This window comes from Saccharopolyspora soli, from assembly GCF_022678645.1.
In the GTDB taxonomy this organism is placed as follows: domain Bacteria; phylum Actinomycetota; class Actinomycetes; order Mycobacteriales; family Pseudonocardiaceae; genus Saccharopolyspora; species Saccharopolyspora soli.
The window spans coordinates 77540-99904 of sequence record NZ_JALBWV010000027.1 but is presented as its reverse complement, the minus strand read 5'-3'; the positions used below and the strand labels follow the sequence as shown (position 1 = coordinate 99904).

At 68.2% G+C, this 22365-nt stretch carries 18 protein-coding genes; 9 read left to right on the top strand and 9 right to left on the bottom strand.

The genetic code is table 11. The features are described 5' to 3' along the window. Nucleotides 1–45 precede the first annotated feature (45 nt). Nucleotides 46–852 (bottom strand): SAM-dependent methyltransferase, encoded by an 807-nt coding sequence (locus tag MOQ72_RS21370; protein WP_277954443.1) that lies wholly within the window; start codon nt 850–852, stop codon nt 46–48. 184 nt (nt 853–1036) lie between these two features. Between MOQ72_RS21370 and MOQ72_RS21365 the strand changes: the two genes are divergently transcribed. Next, nucleotides 1037–3130 (top strand): NB-ARC domain-containing protein, encoded by a 2094-nt coding sequence (locus tag MOQ72_RS21365; protein WP_242185940.1) that lies wholly within the window; start codon nt 1037–1039, stop codon nt 3128–3130. On the opposite strand, the gene MOQ72_RS21360 is transcribed toward MOQ72_RS21365, so the two are convergent. From MOQ72_RS21360 to MOQ72_RS21350, 3 genes are read right to left on the bottom strand one after another with little or no spacing between them, the layout of a single operon-like run. Beyond that, nucleotides 3125–4807, bottom strand: coding sequence for a hypothetical protein (locus tag MOQ72_RS21360; protein WP_242185938.1), 1683 nt, complete (start codon nt 4805–4807; stop codon nt 3125–3127). The genes MOQ72_RS21365 and MOQ72_RS21360 overlap by 6 nt on opposite strands. Next, nucleotides 4804–5202 carry an MmcQ/YjbR family DNA-binding protein gene (locus MOQ72_RS21355; protein WP_242185936.1) on the bottom strand — a complete coding sequence of 133 codons (399 nt, stop codon included), beginning with the start codon at nt 5200–5202 and terminating at the stop codon, nt 4804–4806. The genes MOQ72_RS21360 and MOQ72_RS21355 overlap by 4 nt, the downstream gene beginning before the upstream one ends. 23 nt (nt 5203–5225) lie before the next feature. Continuing rightward, nucleotides 5226–7127, bottom strand: coding sequence for a heavy metal translocating P-type ATPase (locus tag MOQ72_RS21350; protein WP_242185935.1), 1902 nt, complete (start codon nt 7125–7127; stop codon nt 5226–5228). A 95-nt stretch (nt 7128–7222) separates the two neighbouring features. Here MOQ72_RS21350 and MOQ72_RS21345 point away from each other — a divergent pair, with 95 nt between their 5' ends. The 6 genes from MOQ72_RS21345 (at nt 7223) to MOQ72_RS21320 (ending at nt 12847) form a co-directional block, all read left to right on the top strand. Then, nucleotides 7223–7567: an ArsR/SmtB family transcription factor gene (locus tag MOQ72_RS21345; protein ID WP_242185934.1), complete on the top strand. Its 345-nt coding sequence runs from the start codon at nt 7223–7225 to the stop codon at nt 7565–7567. A 128-nt stretch (nt 7568–7695) separates the two neighbouring features. After that, entirely contained in the window at nt 7696–8961 is a 1266-nt protein-coding gene (locus tag MOQ72_RS21340; RefSeq protein WP_242185933.1) for a branched-chain amino acid ABC transporter substrate-binding protein, read from the top strand. Between the two features lie 61 nt (nt 8962–9022). After that, nucleotides 9023–10069 (top strand): branched-chain amino acid ABC transporter permease, encoded by a 1047-nt coding sequence (locus MOQ72_RS21335; RefSeq protein ID WP_242185932.1) that lies wholly within the window; start codon nt 9023–9025, stop codon nt 10067–10069. Between the two features lie 2 nt (nt 10070–10071). After that, nucleotides 10072–11307, top strand: coding sequence for a branched-chain amino acid ABC transporter permease (locus MOQ72_RS21330; RefSeq protein ID WP_242185931.1), 1236 nt, complete (start codon nt 10072–10074; stop codon nt 11305–11307). Then, nucleotides 11304–12113 (top strand): ABC transporter ATP-binding protein, encoded by an 810-nt coding sequence (locus MOQ72_RS21325; protein WP_242185930.1) that lies wholly within the window; start codon nt 11304–11306, stop codon nt 12111–12113. The genes MOQ72_RS21330 and MOQ72_RS21325 overlap by 4 nt, the downstream gene beginning before the upstream one ends. After that, the gene (locus MOQ72_RS21320; RefSeq protein ID WP_242185929.1) at nt 12110–12847 is read left to right on the top strand and encodes an ABC transporter ATP-binding protein; all 738 of its coding nucleotides are present in this window, start codon (nt 12110–12112) and stop codon (nt 12845–12847) included. The genes MOQ72_RS21325 and MOQ72_RS21320 overlap by 4 nt, the downstream gene beginning before the upstream one ends. Before the next feature lie 102 nt (nt 12848–12949). Here MOQ72_RS21320 and MOQ72_RS21315 read toward each other — a convergent pair whose 3' ends face one another. The 5 genes from MOQ72_RS21315 to MOQ72_RS21295 form a co-directional block, all read right to left on the bottom strand. Then, a complete protein-coding gene (locus MOQ72_RS21315) occupies nt 12950–14647 on the bottom strand; it encodes a formate--tetrahydrofolate ligase (protein WP_242185927.1) in 1698 nt (565 codons plus the stop codon). Beyond that, the gene (locus MOQ72_RS21310; protein ID WP_242185984.1) at nt 14644–15486 is read right to left on the bottom strand and encodes a methylenetetrahydrofolate reductase; all 843 of its coding nucleotides are present in this window, start codon (nt 15484–15486) and stop codon (nt 14644–14646) included. Before MOQ72_RS21310 ends, MOQ72_RS21315 begins: the two co-directional genes overlap by 4 nt. A gap of 230 nt (nt 15487–15716) precedes the next feature. Further along, nucleotides 15717–16913: a glycine cleavage T C-terminal barrel domain-containing protein gene (locus MOQ72_RS21305; protein WP_242185925.1), complete on the bottom strand. Its 1197-nt coding sequence runs from the start codon at nt 16911–16913 to the stop codon at nt 15717–15719. Between the two features lie 109 nt (nt 16914–17022). Beyond that, on the bottom strand, nt 17023–19503 hold the full coding sequence (locus tag MOQ72_RS21300) for a GcvT family protein (protein WP_242185923.1): 2481 nt from the start codon (nt 19501–19503) through the stop codon (nt 17023–17025). A gap of 272 nt (nt 19504–19775) precedes the next feature. Next, nucleotides 19776–20432 carry a GntR family transcriptional regulator gene (locus tag MOQ72_RS21295; protein WP_242185921.1) on the bottom strand — a complete coding sequence of 219 codons (657 nt, stop codon included), beginning with the start codon at nt 20430–20432 and terminating at the stop codon, nt 19776–19778. Between the two features lie 86 nt (nt 20433–20518). On the opposite strand from MOQ72_RS21295, the gene MOQ72_RS21290 reads away from it, so the two are divergent. Together MOQ72_RS21290 and MOQ72_RS21285 are read left to right on the top strand one after the other, a co-directional pair. Further along, nucleotides 20519–21745, top strand: a complete 1227-nt coding sequence (locus MOQ72_RS21290; protein WP_242185919.1) for a sarcosine oxidase subunit beta family protein — start codon at nt 20519–20521, stop codon at nt 21743–21745. Between the two features lie 218 nt (nt 21746–21963). Further along, nucleotides 21964–22230, top strand: a complete 267-nt coding sequence (locus MOQ72_RS21285; RefSeq protein ID WP_242185918.1) for a sarcosine oxidase subunit delta — start codon at nt 21964–21966, stop codon at nt 22228–22230. Nucleotides 22231–22365: the final 135 nt, after the last annotated feature.

Below are 22365 nucleotides of genomic sequence, written 5' to 3'. Positions count from 1 at the left end.
CTGAGTCCCACACCGCAAGCGGCTACCGCCGCTTACCAAGCAGACCTAATGCGGTAGTTCGGCGGTCAGCAGGTCGCCGAACTGGGAAAGACCCCGCGCCGCACCGCCGAGCTCGCGGCCGAACCGACCGGCCGCATCGATCGCGGTTTCCCGGTGCACCAGCCAGCCGCTCTCGGTGAGCAGATCCGCGGCGTTGGTTCGGTCTTCGGCGCTGAGCAGTTCGTCGAGATCGACACCCCACCGCTGGGAGGACTCCGACATGTCGGGGTTGAGCAGCGTGGACCGCTTCGTGTGGAGGTTTTCGATCGCGATCCGGCTGCCAGCCGCCGACAGGTCGTGGATCGTCCGCAGCAGCTGCTGTTCGGCCGTCGCGGACAGGTAGTACAGCAGCCCTTCCGCCAGCCAAGCGGTGGGCCGGGTCGGGTCGAAACCGGCCTGCCGGAGTGCAGTGGCCCAGTCGTCGCGGAGATCGACCGCGACCAGTTGGCGAACGCACCGGAGCCGGGCACCCTGCTGGTCGAGGACTTCGTCCTTGTACGCCAGTACCTTCGGTTGGTCGATCTCGAACAGCCGCAGTTCATCGGGCCACGGCAGCCGGAACGCGCGAGTGTCCAGCCCGGATGCCAGGATGACCGCCTGTCGTACGCCGTCGGCGCAGACCTTCTCGAACCAGTTGTCGAAGAACCGGGAGCGGACGCCGATGTAGTCGACCGCGTCCGGCAACCCGGCGCTGATGTCGGACTCGGCGGTGGGCACCGCGGGTCCGGCGGCCGTCGCCAGCGCCGCCGCGTACGGGTCGTCGATCAGCCGGTTCTCTCGTGCGCTCTCCAGGGCGCGGGCGGCGGCGACCATCAAAGCGGTGATGCCGACCCCGGACGAGATGTCCCACTGCTCGCTCGACACGACGTCTCCTTCCTCGATGCTCACGGCTTCCCCTCGGAACTCTGCCAGAGAGTGCCCCTGGCGGCGGGTGTCCAAGCCGTCACACTCCGCCGTCGCGACCGGTAGGGTCCGCGGGAGGAGATCATCAGCGCCGATGGGGGTCGGATTGGACTCGTGGCAGAACACCAACAACGCGGACATCGCGGGCAACCTGCTCCAGGTTGGGCGCGCTGATCAGGTCGTGATGAACCTCGGCGGCCACACCGAGCCGCCGAAGCCGGACATGCTGACGTTCAACCCCGAACACTTCGGGTTCGCCAACCGGATCGCGGAGCTCGCCGAATTGGATCGGTTGTGGCGGGACGCGGAGCTCGCCGGTAGCCCGCTGGTCGTGGTGCTCAGCGGCATGCCGGGCATCGGCAAGTCGCTGACCGCGCTGCGCTGGGCGCACCAGATGCGCGCGGCATTTCCCGGCGGGATCTTCGTCGGTGACCTGCGCGGATCCGATCCCGCCGGGGCGCGCACCCCGGCTGAGGTGCTAGGCCTGTTCCTCGGACGGCTCGGACTGACCGGCGCGGCGCTGCCGCCGACGGAGGAGGAGCGCGGCGCGGCCTTCCGCGAGATCACCGCGCAGCGTCGAATCCTGATGGTCCTCGACGACGCGGGGACCGCCGGGCAGGTGCGGGCGCTGCTGCCGTCGTCGCCGACCAGCGCGGTGCTGGTCACGAGCCGCCGCGAGCTCACCTTCCTCACCGGTGGAATTCGGGCCATGCGGGTGGCGCCGTTCGAGGAGGATTCGGCGATCGAGTTGCTGGCCGGTTCGCTGGGCGACGGGGTGGCCGAAGTAGCCGCGCTCCGGAAGCTGAGCGAGGCTTGCGGGCGGCATCCGATGGCGTTGCAGGTCGCCGCCGCCCAGTTGCGCGGCCGATCCGCCATATCGTCCTATGTGGACCGCATTACGCCAGATCTGCTGCGGCGCCTGGAAGCCGATGGGGAGAATCCGCTGGAAGGCCCCTTCGAATTCGGCTATCTGGCGCTGTCCCGCGATCAGCAGCTCGCCTACCGGCTGCTGAGCTGTCATCCGGCGACGGATTTCTCGTTGTTCGCGGCCGCGGCCCTGCTCGACCGGCCAGCTGCCGACGCCGAGGACCTGCTCAGGGCGCTGTCCCAGGCCAGTCTGCTGGTCCCGGTCGGCGACGAGCGGTACCGCATCCATGCTCTGCTGCGCCAGCACGCGCGGGCGAAGCTGACCGCCGCGGACGATGCGTGGGCGGCGCGGTGCCGCATGGTCGAGTACTACCACGACTTCGTGATGGCGCGGGATGTCGTGCTGTCGAAGCGGCGTCGGCTCAGCTCGCGGTACGAGGCGGTGGTTCCGGCACATCGGGGCGAGGGCGCGGCGGATCGGGCGCTGGTCGAATTGGAGGCGGAGCGCGAGACCCTGTCGGCATTGGTGGGCATCGCGGCCGAGGTCGAGTTGTTCGATCGCGCCTGGCAGTTGTGCGAGAGCCTGTTCCCGTACTTCAACGACCGCAGTTACTTCGCGGACCTGATCGAAATCCACCAGATCGGGATCAGGGCGGCCGAAGAGCTGGGCGATCACAAAGCCCTGGTGCGCATGCACTCGCAGTACGGTTCGGCGTTCTACGCGGTGGGCGAATACGACGGTGCGATGCGGCAGTTCGAGCGCTGCTACGACATCGCCGAGCAGTACGACGACGCTTGGGGGCAGCAGAGCGCGATCGAATGGCGCGGCTTGGTCGATGAGCGGCGCGGAAAGCTCGATGCGGCGTTGGAGTGCTTCGAGCGGTCCCGCGAGGTCGTGCAGACCCGTTTCGAGCCCGAGCGACGGCCCCGGCCGTTGGCGCTGTACCGCATGCATTCGGGCCGAGTGCTGACTCACGCCGGGCGGGCAGCGGAGGCGTTGCCGCGCTTGGTCGAGGCGTTCGAGTTCTTCACCGGACTCGGGGAATTGGCGAACAGCGCGAAAGTGGCCCTTTCGCTGGCCGAAGCCGAGTTGCGCAGCCAAGACCTCGCGGCGGCCGCGCGCTGGGGCCGCGAAGCCCTGGAACTCTGCCGGTCGGCGCGGATGCCCGCCGATCAGGCTGCGGCATTGGAACTGCTCTCGGAAATCAGCGCCCGGAAAGGGGACGAGCAGGCGGCAGCGGCCCAGCGCCGGGAAGCGGGGGAAATCTTCGCAGTGCTGGGAGATCGGCGGGCGCAGGCCCTGTTGGGGCGCGAGTCATGACACCGCGACGGGACGGCCGTTGACGGTCAGCTCGGGGGAGAGGTCGGCGAGTTCGCGACCGGTGGCCAGCCACTCGAACACCGCCGACGCGTAGAGCATCGGGTCGTCGCGGCCGGTGAGGCGGACCTGCGTCCCTTCGCGTGTCCGAATGACGCAGCTGTCGCCTTGGACCGCGGCGGCGAGTTGCAGTCCGCGACGTGTGGAAAGGGCGTCCTGCAGCCATGTTTCGGAGTGCTGGCCCCATTGTTCTGCTTCCGTCAGCACGACGACGTCGGCCACCGCGAGCATCCGCCGACCAGGGTGGTCGGCGGCCACCACCAGGTGACTTCCCGGTGGAATCCGCTCCGGGCGAAGCATTTCCGCTGGATATCGGTCGAGCGTGATGCTCTGCCCACTGTGGACCTTTCCGATCGCGTGCATCGCGGTGGGACGCCAGGTCCAGCCCGCGGTGGGAAGTCCGGCAGTGGTGTCCGGCGGCGCGCTGGGTTCGGTTCGCGGTTCGTCCAGGTCCAGCATCGAATAGCACAGGCCGCGCAGGCGTTCCGCCGCCTCATCGGGGTGTGAGGTGATCATTTCGTGCACGGCGGCGGATTTCGCCGGGGTGTGCTCGGCGGCCGTTTTCCGCAACTGCGGCAGCAGCGGCTGGGTCAGGTCCAGTCGAGGGGCCAGCGAACCGAGCAGTGCCACTGCGGAGCCCGGCGCGACTTCGGACTCCGGGAAGACCGCCAACGAGGTGGGCAATCCGATCGCAGCGCCATACGCGGTGACCGAGCCGTGGTCGCCGATCAGCTGGTCGGCGGCTACCAAGGCGGCGCGCCAGCCGTGTTCCGGCGGCACGACGATCAGACCGGAGCGCTGCTGCGGGGCCAGCCATCGGTGCACCTGGTCCGGACCGTGCTCGTACCAGATGTGCGGGTGCAGGATCGCCACCACGCGGAAATCGTCGACCGGCAGTTCGGCGAGCAACTGCTCGAACAGCTCGGAAACCTCGCCGAACAGGGAATCCGGCCGCCACGTCGAGCTGACGGCGAGCACCGTCTGATCGTCATCAGCGCCGAGCGACCGGCGATAGCGGAGCCGCCATGTCGAGCTGGCGCGCAGCCGGTCGTAGCAGGGATCGCCGGTGATGACCGCTACGTCGGCGGCCTCCGGGGTCGAGGCGCGCAGCCGTTCCAGTTGTTCGTGGTGCGACAGCGCGATCGTCGACGGGATCGGACGGCCTTCGTGGAGCACCAAGTCAGGCGACAGGCCGAAGGCTCCGGGCTTCCGGGCTTCCGGGCTTCCGGGCTTCCGGGCTTCCGGGCTTCCGGGCTTCCGGGCTTCCGGGATCACTTTAGTGTACCGAATCCCGTGTGGTAAGGACAAAATCGGTGTGTCCACGCCCAACAGTCCACTGTGGCCCGCAGTGATGGCGAGGTGGTACTCGCGCCCGGAGTCGGGCCGCAGCGGGAAGACGCCTTTGGCCGCGAACAGCTCGGCAAGCCCGTTCGGATGCGGATCGGCCCTGTTCCACACGAAGTCGAGCTCGACGCGGAAGTCGCCTTCGAAGAGGTCGACCACGTCGAGCAACCGCGTCATCGCCGTGACGTTGTCCACGATGACCAGGACGCGCCTGCGGGTCCGGACAGTGCCGGGTGGTGAGTGGTAATGGTCGTTGTGGCGACCATTACCACTCACGACTCCCGGCCTCGGTCGTACTCGGCGATGGCGCGTTTGGTCGCGCTCATCCGCCACGCTTGTTCGAGCAGTGCGGCGATCTCGCTCCAATCCGGGTTCGACGCCGCGTCCAGGTTCGCCCCGACCCAGCCCTTCGGCCCCAGGTAGGCGGGCACGAAATAACGCGCGTCGTCGGCGACCAGGCCTTCCTGCTCACCGGGCGGGGCCTTGACCCACAGCGCCAGCCGTCCGTCGCCGTGGTGGTCGACGAGCAGCCAGGCGAACCGCTTGTCGCGCAGCAGGAATCCGGTGTGGCCGTGGGAATCTTCGATCCGCACGCCGGGGAACGTCGTGATCAGCTCCACCAGCCGGGCCCGCACGCGGTCGCGCTCGTCGTCGTCCCAGGAAGTCGCCATCCAGCCACGATAACCGTGCCCGGTCAGCCGCGGCGCCAGGCGCGCTCGCCGAGCAGCCGCAGCCCGTTGAGCCCGACGATGATCGTCGAGCCTTCGTGCCCGGCCACGCCCAGCGGCAGCGGCAGGTGGCCGACGAGGTCCCACACCACCAGCACGGTGATGAACGTCCCCGCGATCACGAGGTTCTGCTTGACCAGTCGGCGGGCGCGGCGGGACAGGTCGATGACCTTCGGCACCGCGGTGAGTTCGTCGCGGACGATCACCACATCCGCGGTCTGCAAGGTCAGGTCGGACCCAGCACGCCCCATCGCGACACCGCAGTGCGCGGCAGCGAGCGCGGGAGCGTCGTTGACGCCGTCGCCGATCACCATCGTCGGCCGCCCCGCCTCCCGAACCGCGACGACCTTGTCCGGTGGCAGCAGCCCCGCGCGCACGTCGGTAATGCCCACTTCGGCCGCCACTTGTGCGGCGGCGCGCGAGTTGTCGCCGGTGATCAGCGCCGGTTCGCTGCTGGTCAGGTCCCGCAGTGCCCGCACCGCTTCGGCGGCATCCGGCCGCAGCCGGTCGGAGATGCCGAGCACGCCAGCAACCGCGCCGTCCACGGTGACGACCACGACCGTGTGCCCGGCCGCTTCCAGTTCGGCAGCGGATTCCGCGTCGCGGGGGCTGGTGACGGCCACTTTCCGACCCTCGACCGTGGCCGAAACTCCGTGGCCAGGGGTCGCCAGGAAGTCCTCGACGCTCGGCACGACGAGCCCGTTGCCGCGCGCCGCCGCCACGATCGCCCGCGCCAACGGGTGTTCGCTGAGGTGCTCGGCACCGGCTGCCAGCGCCAGGACCTCGTCGGCGTCGTGACCCGGCGCCGGATCGACCCGCACCACGCGCGGCGTGCCTTCGGTGAGCGTGCCGGTCTTGTCCAGCGCGACCCGCTCGGTCTCGCCGAGGCGTTCCATCACCACCGCCGATTTGACCAGCACGCCGTGCCGTCCGGCGTTGGCGATCGCGGACAGCAGCGGTGGCATCGTGGCCAGCACGACGGCGCACGGCGATGCGACGATCATGAAGGTCATCGCGCGCAGCAGGGCGCTTTCCAGATCGTCGCCGAACAACAGGGGAATCGTGAAGACGGCGATGGTCGCCACCACGACGCCGATCGAGTACCGCTGCTCGACCTTCTCGATGAACAGCTGGGTCGGTGCCTTGGTCGCGGCGGCCTCGGAGACCAGCGCCACGATGCGGGCGATCACCGATTCAGCTGGGTCCTTGACGACCCGCACCCGCAACGCACCGCTGCCGTTGAGGGTGCCTGCGAACACCTCGTCGCCAACCTGCTTCGGCACCGGCAGGGGTTCGCCGGTGATGGTCGCCTGGTCGACGTCGCTGGCGCCGTCGAGCACTTCGCCGTCCGCGCCGATCCGCTCGCCGGGGCGCACCACGATCACGTCGCCCACCCGCAAGTTCGCCGTGTCGATGGTCTGCTCGACACCATCGCGCACCCGCGTCGCGGTCTCCGGGGCGAGGTCGAGCAGGCTGCGCACGGAGTCCTCGGTCCGCGCGGTGGCGAAGGCTTCCAGAGCGCCCGAGGTCGCGAAGATGACGATCAGCAGGGCTCCGTCCATGACCTGCCCGATCGCGGCGGCGCCGAGCGCCGCGACGATCATCAGCAGATCGACGTCCAGGGTTTTCTCGCGCAGCGCCCGCAATCCCGCCAGGCCGGGTTCCCAGCCGCCGGTTGCGTAGCAGACCAGGTACAACGCCCAGTAGAGCCCGGCCGGGCCGTTGGCGAGTTGCACGAGTAGGCCGAGCAGGAACGCCACCAGCGCCGCAGCGGCCCAGCGCGCCTCCGGCAGCGCGAACAGACTGCGCCGCCGAGTGCTCGACAGATCGGCTGTTCGGGTCGTGGTGCGGTCGGTGACTGCGGTCATCGCAAGCGCCCTTCCGGCGTGGGGACGGACAACCGAGCACAATACATGAATGTCTGATCAGCTGTTCATATATCTGGATGGCTAGAATGCCGGGCATGGGTCATGGGGTCAAGCGCGAGGTCACACCTGCTGCGCGACTGGACGCGGGGTCGGCGGCCTCGGTCGCCGCGACCCTCCAGGCGCTCGCCACCCCGTCCCGGCTGCTGATCCTCAGCGAACTGCGCCAGCGGGCGATGGCGGTCGGCGAACTCGCCGAGGCCGTCGGCATGGAGCAGTCCGCGGTCTCGCACCAGTTGCGGCTGCTGCGCTCCCTCGGCCTCGTCATCGGCAACCGCTCCGGCCGCAGCGTCGTCTACTCGCTTTACGACAACCACGTCGCCCAGTTGCTCGACGAGGCCGTCTACCACATCGAGCACCTGCGGCTCGGGCTCTCCGACTGACGATGCCATACCCCGAACGGCGCAATCGAATTACGTACGTTGAGTCGCGGTAGGTAACTCGTCCGTTCTTCGCACGTAATAAGCCGCTCCTAGATTTCTGCCGCTAAAGCGGGTGAACAAGGAGCACGATGATCAGGTCACGAAGATTCCTTGCGGTATCGGCGGTATCGGCATTGTTGGCCATCGCGGTCAGCGCCTGTGGTGGCAATTCCTCCGGCGGCACGGTCGGCGGTGGTGGCGGCTCGAAACTGATCATCGGGGTCGACCTCCCGTTGCAGGGCGCGTCCAAGGACGCCTCCGAAGCCACGGTCAACGCGATGCAGCTCTACCTGGAGCAGGTCGGGCACAAAGCTGGCAACTACGACGTGGAATTGAAGGTCTACGACAATTCCACCGCCGCCAAGGGCGCCTGGGACGACGCCACCTGCGCCAAGAACGCGCAGGACCACGTGGCGAACCCCGGTGAGGTCGCGGTCATGGGCACGTTCAACTCCGGCTGCGCCAAGATCGAGGTGCCGGTGCTGAACTCGGATCCCAGCGGCCCGATGCTGATGGTTTCGCACGCGTCCACCAACCCCGGCCTGACCAAGGCGTGGGATCCGGGCGAACCGGAGAAGTTCTACCCCAACGGGGTGCGCAACTTCGCCCGCGTCATCGGCACCGACGACTACCAGGGCGTCGCGGCGGCCCGGTTCGCCGCCCAGGACCTCGGGGTCAAGCGCTGCTACGTGCTCAACGACAACCAGACCTACGGGCAGGGCGTGGCCAAGGTCTTCGCCGAGGAAGCGCCCAAGCAGGGCGTCACCGTCGTCGGCAGCGAGCCGTGGGACCTCAAGCAGCCCAACTACGTCGCCCTGTTCACCAGCATCAAGGCGCTGAACCCGGACTGCATCTACCTCTCCGGGGTCTTCGACAACAACGGTGGCCAACTGGTCCGGGACAAGGTCCGGGTGCTCGGCGACAACAACGCGGTGAAGCTCATGGTGCCGGACGGCTTCAGCGGTTACCCGGAGTTCAACAACCTGGCCGAATCCCAGGGCGCGTACCTGACGTTCTCCGGCCTGACCGCGGAAACCCTGCGCCAGAACGGCGGCGCGGGCGCGAACCTGCTGGACGCCTACAAGGCGAAGTACGGCGCGGACCCGGCCTCCAGCTACGCGCTCTACGGCGTCGAGGCGTTGCAGGTGATCCTGGAGGGCATCGCGAAATCCGACGGGACCCGCAAGGGCGTGCGGGACCAGGTGTTCGCCGGTGTGACGATCCCGGCGGAGCAGTCCGTGGTCGGCAAGGAGGTCAAGATCGACCCGCAGACCGGGGACGCGAGCGTCCGGGACATCTCGGTGATGCAGATCAAGGACAGCAAGGAGACCTTCGTCAAACCCTGGCCGCTGTGATCCGTCCCGTGCTGGGCACCCGCCGCGGTGCCCAGCACGTCCCTTCTCCACTAGGAAACCCATGGCAGACACCGCCATCAGCCGCCCCATCGCCCGGCCGCTGGCCATCCGGCGCGTCGTGGAGCGGTCGGCAGCCACCCTCATCCTTGTCGGGGTAGGCGCCTGGTTGTTGATCAACCTGATCCACGCCCCCGCCCAGTTCTTCTCCGTCGCCGCCGACGGCCTGAACATCGGATTGCTGTACGCGCTGATCGCGCTCGGCTACACCCTCGTCTACGGCATCATCGACCTGATCAACTTCGCGCACGGCGACCTGTTCATGCTCGGCACGCTGTTCAGCGCGTTCCTACTGACCACGGTGTTCGACCAGACCAGCTCCGGCCCGGTGGGCTGGCTGCTGTTCCTGGTCACGCTGGTGGCGGCGATGGCCTTCTGCGCCGCGATCAACGTGCTGATCGAACTGATCGCGTACCGGCGGCTGCGGATGGCGCCCAAGCTCGCCCAACTCGTGGCCGCCGTCGGGATGAGCTTCGTCCTGCAGTTCATCGGGTTGAAGTGGAACGGCTCCACGCCCAAGCAGTGGCCGAATGTGCTGCCCGACGGGGCCTTCGAACTCGGCGGGGTGCGGATCACCTACAGCGTCCTGGTGGTCGTCGCGGCGACCGTCCCGTTGCTGCTGCTGATGCGCTGGATCGTCGGCAACACCAGGCAGGGCCGGGCGATGCGGGCCACCGCCCAGGACAAGGACGCCGCGCGGCTGATGGGCATCAACGTCAACCGCACCATCGCGTTCACCTTCGCGCTGGGCGGGGCGCTGGCCGGGGCCGCCGGGCTGATGTACCAGCAGGTCGTCGGCACCACGGCGTACAACCTCGGCTATCAGATGGGGCTGATCGCGTTCACCGCCGCGGTGCTCGGCGGCATCGGCAACATCACCGGCGCCGTGCTCGGCGGTGTCCTCATCGGACTGATCCAGGCGTTCAACGACGGCCTGCCCTTCGGACTGGGCCAGCAGTGGTCGCAGAGCGTGGTGTTCACCATCCTCATCCTGCTCATGGTGTTCAAACCCGAGGGCCTGCTCGGTCGACCGACCGCGGAGAAGGTGTAGCCATGGCGAACTCCAAGCGACGCCTGGTGGTTCCGGCCCACCTGCGCTGGCCGGTCGGCGCCGTGGTCGTGGCCGTGCTGGTGTTCCTCGCGTACTACTACCTGATCCCCAACCTGCCGTCCGGCGCACAGGGGTTCTTCCGCACCTGGCTGCCGCTGACCTCGGTCAACGAGGCGCTGGTGTGGGTGATCTGCGCGCTGGGCCTGAACATCGTGGTCGGCTACGCCGGGCTGCTGGACCTGGGATTCGTGGCTTTCTGGGCGCTCGGCGGCTACACCGCGGGCTGGCTGATGTCCGGCTTCTTCCACCAGGTCAACGTGCACTTCCTGGACGGCACCCCGGCGGCGCTGCCCGGTATCCACCTCAGCTTCTGGCCGGTGCTCATCATCGGCGGGGCGTTCTGCGCGCTGTGGGGCGTGATCATCGGTGCGCCGACGCTGCGGCTCAAGGGCGACTACCTGGCGTTGGTGACGCTCGGCTTCGGTGAGATCATCCCGCAGGTCTTCACCAACGGGGAGAACATCTTCGGCTTCAACCTCTCCAACGGCACCAAGGGCATCGCACCGGTCGACCCGATCAACATCGGCCCGGTCCGGCTCGGCCCGTTCGACCTGGTGTGGAAGTACGTGATCTTCGCGCTGATCGCGGCGCTGGTCATCTTCATGTCGCTGCGGCTGCGGGACGGGCGGCTGGGCCGGGCGTGGCTGGCCATCCGGGAGGACGAACTGGCGGCGAACATGATGGGCGTGCCGATCATGCGCACCAAGCTCGCCGCCTACGCCGTCGGCGCGGTCGCGGGTGGTTTGGCCGGTGTCGCGTTCGCCACCCACCTGTCCGCGGTGCTGCCGGACCGGTTCAACTTCTCGATCTCGATCACGCTGCTGGCGATGGTGGTGCTCGGCGGGATGGGCAACGTGTGGGGCGTGACGTTGAGCGCGTTGCTGCTGGCCTGGGTGAACTCGACCGGACTGCCGCAGTTCGGCAACGCCTTCAACGCCCAGTTCGGCACCGACATCAACTTCCCGTCGTACAACTTCCTGCTGTTCGGCGGAATTCTGGTGCTGATGATGCTCTACCGGCGCGAAGGCATCCTGCCGGAGTCGCGCACCCGGCTCATCCTGCGCGAACCCAGCCGCACGGACCTGGAGTCGCAGGGCGCGGACCTGGAGCAGGCCGCACCCGAGTTGGACGAGGTGCTCGGCGAACGTCGGCTGGACCGGGCCGGTGAAGGGCGATGACCATGCACACTCCGGCGCTGCTGGCCGAGCGCATCACGGTGCGCTTCGGCGGCCTAGTGGCCGTCGACGACGTCACGTTCACCATTCCGCGGGGTGCGATCGTCAGCCTGATCGGCCCGAACGGCGCGGGCAAGACCACCCTGTTCAACGTGCTGACCGGGCTCTACCGGGTCTCCAGCGGCCGGGTCGTGTTCGGGAAACGCGACATCACGGCGCTCTCGCCGCACCGGATCGCGGCGCTCGGCATGGCGCGGACGTTCCAGAACATCCGGCTGTTCGGGCTGATGACCGCCGAGGAGAACATCAAGGTGGCGATGCACTCGCGCCTGCGTTCCGGACCGATCAGCACGATCCTGCGGACGCCCCGGCAGCGCCGGGAGGAGCGGCAGGCCACCGAGACCGCGGTGGAGTTGCTGGAGTACGTGGGAATTCCGCACGCCGTTGGGGAATACGCGCGCAGCCTCTCCTACGGCGACCAGCGGCGGCTGGAGGTCGCGCGGGCCCTGGCGCTCAACCCCGCGATCCTGCTGCTGGACGAGCCGACCGCCGGGATGAACCCGCAGGAATCCGCTCGGTTCACCGACTTCGTCCGCCGCGTCCGCGACGAGAAGGACCTGTCGGTGCTGCTCATCGAGCACGACATGAGCGTGGTGATGCGGGTCTCCGACCGCGTCACGGTGCTCGACCGCGGCAAGCAGATCGCCGAGGGCGACCCAGCGGAGATCCGCACCGACCCGCGGGTCATCGAGGCATACCTCGGCAAAGCCGCGCAGGAACCCGCAGAAGTCGTGGAGCAGGAGTCATGACCAGCAACAACGGACTCGTCACCGAACCCCTGCTCGACCTCGACGACGTGCACGTCCACTACGGCAACATCGCTGCGGTGCAAGGACTTTCGCTGCACGTGCGGACCGGCGAGATCGTGACGCTCATCGGCTCCAACGGAGCGGGCAAGTCGACCACGTTGCGCACGATCTCCGGATTGCTGCGCCCGCGCCGTGGCACGATCACCTTCCAGGGGAGGCGGTTGAACGGGGTGGCGGAGCACGACATCGTGCGCCGCGGCATCGCGCATTCCCCGGAGGGCAGGCGGATCTTCCCGCTCATGACGGTCGCCGAGAACCTGGAACTCGGCGCGTTCGCCCGCAAGGACAAGACGGCGATCGCCGAGGACCTGGACAACGTCCTGGAACTGTTCCCACGGCTGCGGGAACGCATCCGGCAGCAGGCGGGCACGATGTCGGGCGGCGAACAGCAGATGCTCGCGGTCGGCCGAGCCCTGATGGCCCGACCCCGCCTGCTCCTGCTCGACGAACCATCGATGGGCCTCGCGCCGGTCCTGGTGGAGCTCATCTTCGACACCATCTCCCGAATCCGGGAGCAGGGCACCACGGTCCTGCTGGTCGAGCAGAACGCCCTGGCCGCCCTCGCGGTCGCGGACCGGGCCTACGTCCTCGAATCCGGCGCCCTCAAGCTCCACGGCGCCGCGGCAGACCTGGCCAAGGACAACGAAATCGTCAATGCCTACCTGGGCGGCTGACCCGGCACCCCCGCCCGCTAGAAACCCCGTTCAGGTGATGAGTGAGGGGCACCTGTGACCAAGTAACTGGGTCACAGGTGCCCCTCACCTCGAAAAGATCACTCAGCTGAGGCCGATGATCTCGCCGTGTTCGTCGATGTCGATGTCTTCCGCCGCCGGGTGGGAGCCGAGGCCCGGCATGGTTCGCATTTCTCCGCAGATCGGGTACACGAAGCCCGCTCCCACCGAAGCTCGGACCTCGCGGACCGGGAGGGTCCAGCCCGTGGGGGCGCCTAGCAGGGTCGGGTCCGAGCTCAGCGACAGGTGGGTTTTAGCAATGCACACCGGGAGGTTGCCGAAGCCGTTGGCCTCGTAGCCGTCCAGCGCGCGGGCCGCCGCCGGGAGGTAGGACACCCCGTCCGCTCCGTAGACCTTCGTCGCGATCGTTTCGATCTTGGTTCGCAGATCCGCCGAATCCGGGTACAGCAACTGGAAGCCGTTGGGCTCCTCGGCCGCCGCCACCACCGCTTCGGCCAGTTCCAACGCGCCCTTGCCGCCTTCCAGGAAGTGGCTGCTGACCGCCACCCGGGCCCCTTCGGCCTCGGCGACCTGCCGGATCGCCTCGTGCTCGCTGTGGTAGTCGGTGGGGAACGCGTTGATCGCCACCACCGGCGACACCCCGTGCAACCGGATGTTGTCGATCTGCTTGCGCAGGTTCGCCGCCCCGGCCAGCACGTCGTCCGGGTTCTCCGCGAGCATCGCCGCCGGTAGCGGTTTGCCCGCGACCACCTTGTACCGGCCCGAATGCGCCTTCAGCGCGCGCACCGTCGCCACCAGCACCGCCGCGTCCGGGCGCAGGCCCGAGGTGCGGCACTTGATGTTGAAGAACCGTTCGGCGCCCATGTCCGCGCCGAACCCGGCCTCGGTGACCAGGTAGTCCGCGCACCGGCTGGCGATCCGGTCGGCCACCACCGACGAGTTGCCGTGCGCGATGTTGCCGAACGGTCCGGCGTGCACCAGCACCGGCGTGTTCTCGGTGGTCTGCATCAGGTTCGGCTTGATCGCCTCCCGCATGATCACCGCCATCGCCCCGGCCGCGCGCAGCTGCTCGGCGCTGACCGGTTCGCCGCCGGTGGTGTAGCCGACCACGATCCGGCCCAGCCGCTGCCGCAGGTCCTGCAGCGACGTGGAAAGCGCCAGCACCGCCATCACCTCGCTGGCCGCGGTGATGTCGAAGCCGGTCTGCCGGGGTGTGCCGTCGAGCCGACCGCCGAGGCCGGTGACGATGTTGCGCAGATCCCGGTCGTTGATGTCCAGCACCCGCCGCCAGGTGATCCGGTGCGGGTCGATGTCCAGCGAATTCCCCTTGTGCAGGTGGTTGTCCAGCATCGCGGCCAGCAGGTTGTGCGCCGCGGTGACCGCGTGCATGTCCCCGGTGAGGTGCAGGTTCAGCGCCTCCATCGGCACCACCTGGCTGTACCCACCGCCCGCGGCACCGCCTTTGATGCCGAAGGTCGGGCCCATCGATGGCTGCCGGATCGCCACCGCGGACCGCTTGCCGAGGTGGCGCAACGCCTGGCCGAGCCCCACCGTCGTGGTGGTCTTGCCTTCGCCCAGCGGGGTGGGCGTGATCGCCGAGACCACGATGTAGCGGGCCGTCGGCCGATCGGACAGCTCCTCAAGCGCGTCCAGTGAGATCTTCGCGACGCTGCGCCCGTATGGTTCGAGCAGGTGCGCACCGATGCCCAGCTGCGCTGCGATGTCTTCCAGCGGCCGGAGCGCGGTGGCGCGGGAGATGTCCAGGTCGGACGGAATGCTCATGCGGGAACCTCCCGGAGTCTGGCGGCCATGTCGTGCCGCCATTGCACCGTCTTCGCTATTTCGTTGAAGGTGAAGAAGTGCCAGCCCGCGATGCCGGAGGTGGGGTCGACGAGGTAGGGGGCCAACTCGTCGAACAGCTCCTCCGGCGTGTAACGGGTGAGCAGTTTCGACACTACGCCGTGTTGCTTGCGCAGGAACCGCATCGATTCGCCCAACCCGATCTTCAGGGAGATCCGCAGCAACCTGTGCAGATCCACCACTCCCGGCACCCCGACGTAGATCGGTAGCAGCAGGCCGCGGGTGCGCACGTCCTTCACCCAAGACGCTACCGCGTGCGGGTCGTAGCAGATCTGCGAAACGATGTAATCGGCGTAACGGGACTTCTCGGTCATGGCCCGGATGGTCGAGGCGTCGGAGATGAACGCGTGGCGTTCGGGGTAACCGGTGATGCCCACCCGCGCTGGCTTGCGCCCCAATTCGTCCATTTTGCGCAACAGCGCCAACGCGTCCGGGAATTCGCCGAGCGGCTCGGGCGAATCACCGGCCACCACGAAGACCTCGGACAACCCCATCCCTTCCACGCGGTCCAGCAGCGCGGTCAGGTGCGCGGTGTCGGCGACCAGCCGGGCGGCCAGGTGCGGCACCACGTGCAGACCCCGGCCCAGCAGCTGGGCGGCGACGTCCAGGGTCGCCTCGGTGCCCTTGGTCGGCGACGCGGTGACGGTCACGGTCGTCCCCGCGGGCAGCAGCTCGGCCTGCTCCACGACTCCGCGCAGCGGCAGTACCTCGAACCGAGCATTCAGCAGGGACTGCTCCAACTGCTCGACGTTGGCATCCATCGTACTCACCGCCTCCCGTTGCTCCGTTTACCTTGCTCTGTTGCAAGCGGCGGTAGCGGCTTGCGGTGTGGGACTCAGCTCGCACCGCCGCGGGTTCTCAGGCGTCGTGTCGGGAGGACAGCCTCGACGTGGTGTATTGGCATACATGATGTCGGGGATCCCGGACCGAGAAGGCTTCTGAGGTTCCGCCACCCGCACCGCTACGCAGGCCATTCGAAACTCCTCTCCTCTCACGCCGTCGCGCGGACGAGGCGCTTGGGGATGTCCTTGGTCGGGTCCAGGAACGGCTTCTCGACGACGACCGCTTCCTGCGGGCCGTGCTGGGTGTGCACCACCAGTTCGGTGCCGAGTTCGTGGTAGGCGATCGGCACCATCGCGTAGCCGATGTTGCGCTCCAGCCGCGGCGAGTAGCAGGCCGAGGTGACCTCGCCGATGCGCAGCCCGTGCGGGTCGTGCACGTCGAAGACGTCGATCATCGCGCCGTCGTTGAACGAACCCACGCTCGGGCCGCCGATCTCCACTCCGACCAGCTTCCGGGAGATGCCCTCGCTCTTGATCCGGCGCAGCGCGGTCTTGCCGATGAAGTCGGCCTCCTGGTCCAGGTCGACCATCCAGGTCTTCTCGAAGCCGTAACCCACCTCGAACGGGTTGGTGTCGTAGGTGATGTCGCAACCCCACGAGAGGATTCCGGCCTCGATGCGCCGGATGTGGCACGGCCCGATCACCGTCAGGTCGTGCGGCCGCCCGGCCTCCCAGATGGTGTCCCACAGCTTGACGCCGTCCCGGCTGGCGTTGTGCAGGTAGATCTCGTAGCCGAGCTCGGCGGTGTAGCCGGTGCGCGACACCACCACCTGCATGCCGTCCAGCTCCCGGTCCACGGCGTAGTAGTACGGAACGTCCAGGATGGACTCACCGAAGAGGTCCACCATCACGTCCCGCGACTTCGGGCCCTGCACCTGCACCGGACCGACGTCCGGTTCGCGGATCTGCACGTTCATCCGGAGGTTGTGCGCCAAGCCCTTCGCCCACAGCAGCACGTCGCTGTCGGCCAGCGACAGCCAGAAGTGGTTCTCGCCGAGCCGCAGCAGCACCGGGTCGTTGATGATGCCGCCGTCCTCGGCCGTGACGAACACGTACTTGCACTGCCCGACCTTGCACTTGGTCAGGTCTCGGGGCACGAGCATGTTGGCGAACTCGAACGCGTCGGGTCCGGTGATCTCCACCTGCCGCTCGACGCCGACGTCCCACAGCGTCACGCCTTCCAGCAACGCCCAGTACTCGCCGATCGGGTCGCCGTAGTGGCGGGCGTGGTAGGTGTGGTTGTAGACGCTGTAGAGCCCGACGCCGTGCCGCCGCGAGGCGTAGAAGAACGGCGACTTGCGAATGCGCGGGTAGAGCAGGACACCGGGGTTCGGGTTGATGCTCATGGCTTAACTCCTAATGGGTCCGAGTAGCGGGATGTGGGTAGGCGGTACCCACACCACTGGCCGATCGCCACGGCCGGGCGTTTTGCAGATCTGGTAGGGAATGCGCCGATCAGCAGCGCATTCGGGTCATCTCGGGGTCGAAGACCGGGTCAGCGACGACCGTCGCCGGATGTCGCTGGTCGAAGTAGGACACCTGCACCGGGGTGCCTGCAGCGGACAGGTCGGCCGACAGCCACGCGTAGGCGAGGCTCGCTCCGACGCTGTGGCCGTAACCGGCGCTCGTGGTGAAACCGACTGCCCCACCACCGGATTCATCCGCGAACACCGGCTCGGATCCCATCAACACAGTGCCGTCGTCGATCGTCAGACAGCACAACCGCCGCTGCGGTGGCCGCTCCCGGCGCCGCAGCAGCGCGTCTCGCCCGATGAACTCGCCCTTGTCCACCTTGACGGCGAAGGCGAGGCCCGCCTCGTCGGGATCGTGCGGGCTCCACATGTCCGCACCCCAGGCGCGGTAGCCCTTCTCCAGGCGCAGGCCGTTGAACGCACCCCGGCCGCCGGGGAAGATGCCGTGCTCGGCTCCGGCCGCGGCCAGCAGGTCCCACAGCCGTCGGCCGAACTCCGCGGAGGTGTAGAGCTCCCAGCCCAGCTCGCCCACGTAGGACAGCCGCAGCGCGAGCACCGGAACCTCGCCGACGAACAGCCGCTTGGCCCGGAAGAACCGGAAGGCTTCGTGCGAGACGTCCCGGTCGGCCAGCGACGCGAGCACGTCGCGGGCGCGCGGACCCCACAGCCCGATGCAGCAGGTGCCGCCGGTGATGTCGCGGACCTGCGCGGTCTCGTCGGCGTGCCGACGCAACCAGGCGATGTCGCGCGGGCCGTTGCAGCCGACCTGGAAGGAGTCCCGATCGAGCCGGGCCACCGTGATGTCGGCCCGGATGCCGCCGGTGGGTTCCAGCATCAGCGTGTAGGTGACGTAGCCGGGCGGGCGGTCGAGCTGGTTGGTGGTCAGGCGTTGCAGCAGGTCGAGCGCGCCGCGCCCGGTGACTTCCGCGCGGGGGAGGGAAGTCATGTCGTACATCGCAACTCGCTCGCGGGTGGCCTGGTGTTCGGCGCCAACTATCGGGGACCAGTAGCGCCCTGCCCAGTGCCCAGGCTCGACGATGTCCCGGCCGTCGACCAGGGGCTTATTGCTCTCGTACCAGTGCGGTCGCTCCCAACCGTTCGCCTCCAGGAACACCGCGCCCAGGTCGCGCTGGCGGTCGTGGAACGGGCTGGTGCGCAGCGGGCGCGGGTGCTCCGGCGGCTGCTGCGGGTGGATGATGTCGTAGACCTCGCGGAAGCTCTGCGCACCGCGCTCGGCCACATAGGACGGACTGTGCGCGAAGTCCTCGAAGCGGCGGAGATCGGCCTGTCGCAGGTCGATGTCGGGCACTTCGCCGGTCAGCCATTGCGCCATCGCGCGGCCGACCCCGGCGCCGTGGGTGATCCACACCGCCTCGGCGACCCAGAAGTTCTCGACCTCGTTGGACGGCCCGAGCACCGGCATGCCGTCCGAGGTGAACAGGAACAGGCCGTTCATGCCTTCGGCGATCTCGGTGTGCCGCAACACCGGCAGCAACTCGCGGGCGTCGTCCCAGGGCTTGGCGAAGTCCTCCGGCGTGAACGGGTGCACCGACGCCATGCCCTTCCAGCCGCCGCCCTCCGACGGCGCTTCCGCGCCCGCGCCGGGTGCGGCGGTGGGATGCACGTCGTTGCTGTGCACCGGAATCGCGCGGTGTTGGTAGGAACCGATGCCGTACCGGTCGTGGATCTGCCGGAAGTACATGGAGCTGTCCTGGTGCCGCAGGATCGGCTGGTCCACCTCATCGGCACCCGGTCGCAGGCCGGGCACCGGGCTGGTCACCGCGTACTGGTGCGCCAGCGGCTGCACCGGGATGGACACCCCGGCCAGCCGACCGATCTTCGGGCCCCAGATCCCCGCGCAGCACAGCACGGTCCGCACCGCCACGTCGCCACCGGTGGTGCGCACCGCGCGGATCCGTCCACCTTGCACGTCGAACCCGATCACCTCGGTGTTACCGGCGAAACGCACGCCGAGCCGTTTCGCTTCGCGGGCCATCGCTTCGGCTGCTCGGACCGGCTTGGCGATCCCGTCGGTGGGCACGTGCAGGCCACCGTGGATGCGCGCCGGATCGATCTGCGGGATGCGGTCGTGCACCTGCCGCGGGTCCAGCAGCTCGGCCTGGATGCCCCATGCGGTGGCCAATCCGAGCTTGCGTTGGAGATCCGCCCAGCGCTGCGGCGTCGCGGCGACCTCGATCCCGCCGACCTGGTGGAAGCAGCGGCGGCCGTCGAGTTCCAACTCGTCGTAGCACTGCACGGTGTAGGCGGCGAGGCGGCTCATCGTCTCCGACGGGTTGGTCTGGAAAACCAGGCCCGGCGCATGGGAACTGGAGCCGCCGGTGGCGAACAGCGGCCCCTGCTCGACGACGAGGACGTCGGTGATTCCACGGCGCGCGAGGTGGTAAGCGGTGCTGCACCCCACGATGCCAGCTCCGATGAGGAGGACTTCGGCGCTCGGATCCATCACTGCTGCCCTGTTGCGTATACGACAACTCCCTGCGTTAAACGCAACAGTGCGCTTTGACCTAGGGCCTCGTCAAGGACACGGGCGAGTCAATTTGAGAGTCGATCAACCGGGGAACCAGAGCCGTCCGGTGGCGACGCACCGTGGCCGCGGACCGGCCGGTCCGGGTGGCGGTTTGCCCGAACGGATCAAGACGGATCCCGTTACGGGCTAAGGGAATGCGCTCGTGAGTGCCCAATCGGGCTAGAGCCCGGTTGGGCACTCACGAGCGATCAGATCAGCTGACGGATGGCTTGCTCGAAGTGGTCGACGTGGGCGACCGCGATGCGGTCCGCGCGGTCGGCGTCGGCGGCGATGACCGCCTTGAGCAGTTCGGCGTGCTCGCCAACGTGTTCCGAGACGTCCGGCAGCTGGTCGAAGAACAGGTGCCAGATCCGCAGCGCCAGGTTGTAGTACTGGCCGAGGGTGCCTTCGAGGTAGCGGTTGTGGGTGCAGCGGTAGATCGTGCGGTGCACCCGCGAGTCGACGTCCATGATCACCGACTGCTCACCGCCGAGGTCGTCGGCCAGCGCCCGCAGTTCGTCCAGTTCGGACCGTTCGGCGTCGGTGGCCCGCTCGGCGGCCCGGCGCGCGGCGTGGCCCTCCAGGCGGCGGCGCACGTCAGCGATCAGCGCGTGGTCGGTGATGTTGACCTCGGTGACGAAGCTGCCGCGCCGCGGGTAGATCGCCACCAGCGACTCGGCCTCCAAGCGCTTGACGGCCTCCCGGAACGGGGTGCGCCCGATGCCGAGCTCGGTGGTCAGCGGCTCTTCCTGCACCGGCGAACCGGGCGGCAGCCGCAGGGTCAGGATCAGGTCGCGCAACGTCAGGTACGCGCGCTCGGCCTGCGACAGGTTGTCGCCGGAACGGGAATTGACGGCTGCGGACACGTCTCGTAGCCTACCCGAAAGACTGATATATCAGTTGTCGTTCAACTTCTACTTCTGGTCAATCCCTGGTCGTCCTGGAGGCAGCGGTGGTTCCAACACGTTCTGTCCTGCCCGAGCCGCCGCCCCGGCTGTGGCGCAACCCCGAGCCGAAACGGCACTACGACGTGGTGATCGTCGGCTCCGGCGGCCACGGTCTGGCGACGGCCTACTACCTGGCGCGCAACCACGGCATCCGCGACGTCGCGGTGCTCGAACGCGGTTGGTTGGCCGGTGGGAACATGGCCCGCAACACCACGATCATCCGCTCCAACTACCTCTTCGACGAGAGTGCGGCGCTGTACAACCACGCCCTGGACCTGTGGGAGCAGCTGCCCGCCGAGCTGGAGTACGACTTCCTGTTCAGCCAGCGCGGCGTGCTCAACCTCGCGCACACCGAGCAGGAGGTCCGCGACTCCCGGCGTCGGGTGTTCGCCAACCAGCTCAACGGGGTCGACGCGGAGTGGGTGCGGCCCGCCGAGATCGCCGAACTGTGCCCGATCCTCAACCTCTCCGAGGACATCCGGTATCCCGTGCTGGGTGCGACATTGCAGCGCCGGGGTGGAATCGCCAAGCACGACCACGTGGCGTGGGCGTTCGCCCGCAAGGCCGACGAAATGGGTGTGGACCTCGTCCAGGGCTGCGAGGTGACCGGGTTCCAGACCGACGGCGACCGGGTGACCGGGGTGCAGACGTCGCGCGGCCCGATCGGCGCGGGCCGGGTCGCGCTCGCGGCAGCCGGGCGGACGACGCTGCTGACCGACACCCTCGGGCTGCGGCTGCCGTTGCAGAGCCACCCGTTGCAGGCCCTGGTGTCCGAATTGCTCGAACCGATCCACCCTTGCGTGGTCATGTCCAACCACGTGCACGTCTACTGCAGCCAGGCGCACAAGGGCGAACTGGTGCTCGGCGCGGGCATCGACTCCTACAACGGCTACGGCCAGCGCGGCTCGGTGCACGTCATCGAACGCCAGATGGCCGCGGCGCTGGAGCTGTTCCCGATCTTCGCGTTGGCGCACGTGATCCGGACCTGGGCGGGCACCGTGGACGTCACGCCGGACGCTTCGCCGATCATCGGGCCCACGCCGGTGGAGAACCTGTTCCTCAACTGCGGCTGGGGAACCGGCGGTTTCAAGGCCACCCCCGGAGTGGGCTGGGTCTACGCGCACACCATCGCCACCGGTCGGCCGCATCCGCTCAACGAGCCCTACGGACTCGACCGGTTCACCACCGGCGCGCTCATCGACGAACACGGCGCCGCCGCCGTGGCCCACTGAAGGACTGTTCTGAAAATGGCTTGCGTAGCGGTGCGAGTAGCGGAACCTCAGACGTCCCCTCGGTCCGGGATCCCCGACTCATGTATGTCCAATACACAGCGCTGGGGCTGTCCTCCCGAGGAGACGTCTGAGAACCCGCGGCGGTGCGAGGTGAGTCCCACACCGCAAGCGGCTGTCGCCGCTTTCAAAAAGAACTCGGCGGGAGAACGGAGCCTCCGATGCTGTTGATCCATTGCCCCTGGTGCGGGGATCGGGACGAGACCGAGTTCCACTACGGCGGTCAGGCCCACGTCGACTACCCCGACAACCCCGCCGACATCGACGACGCCGCTTGGTCGGAGTACCTGTTCGTGCGCGACAACCCGCGCGGGTTGTTCCACGAGCGCTGGACGCACACTGCGGGTTGCCGCCGCTGGTTCAACGTCGTCCGCGACACCGCGACCAACGAGATGTACCCGGAAACAGCCGGAAGGGTGGCGCCATGACACCTCCTGAGCCAACCTCAGTCCTCCGCAACCGCACCTCAGGGGACCGTGACGCAAACCAGCCACGAGAAACCTCGAAACGGGAGATTCGGCTGAACGCAACCACCACTGAAAATTGCGGAGAGGCGGTCGAGT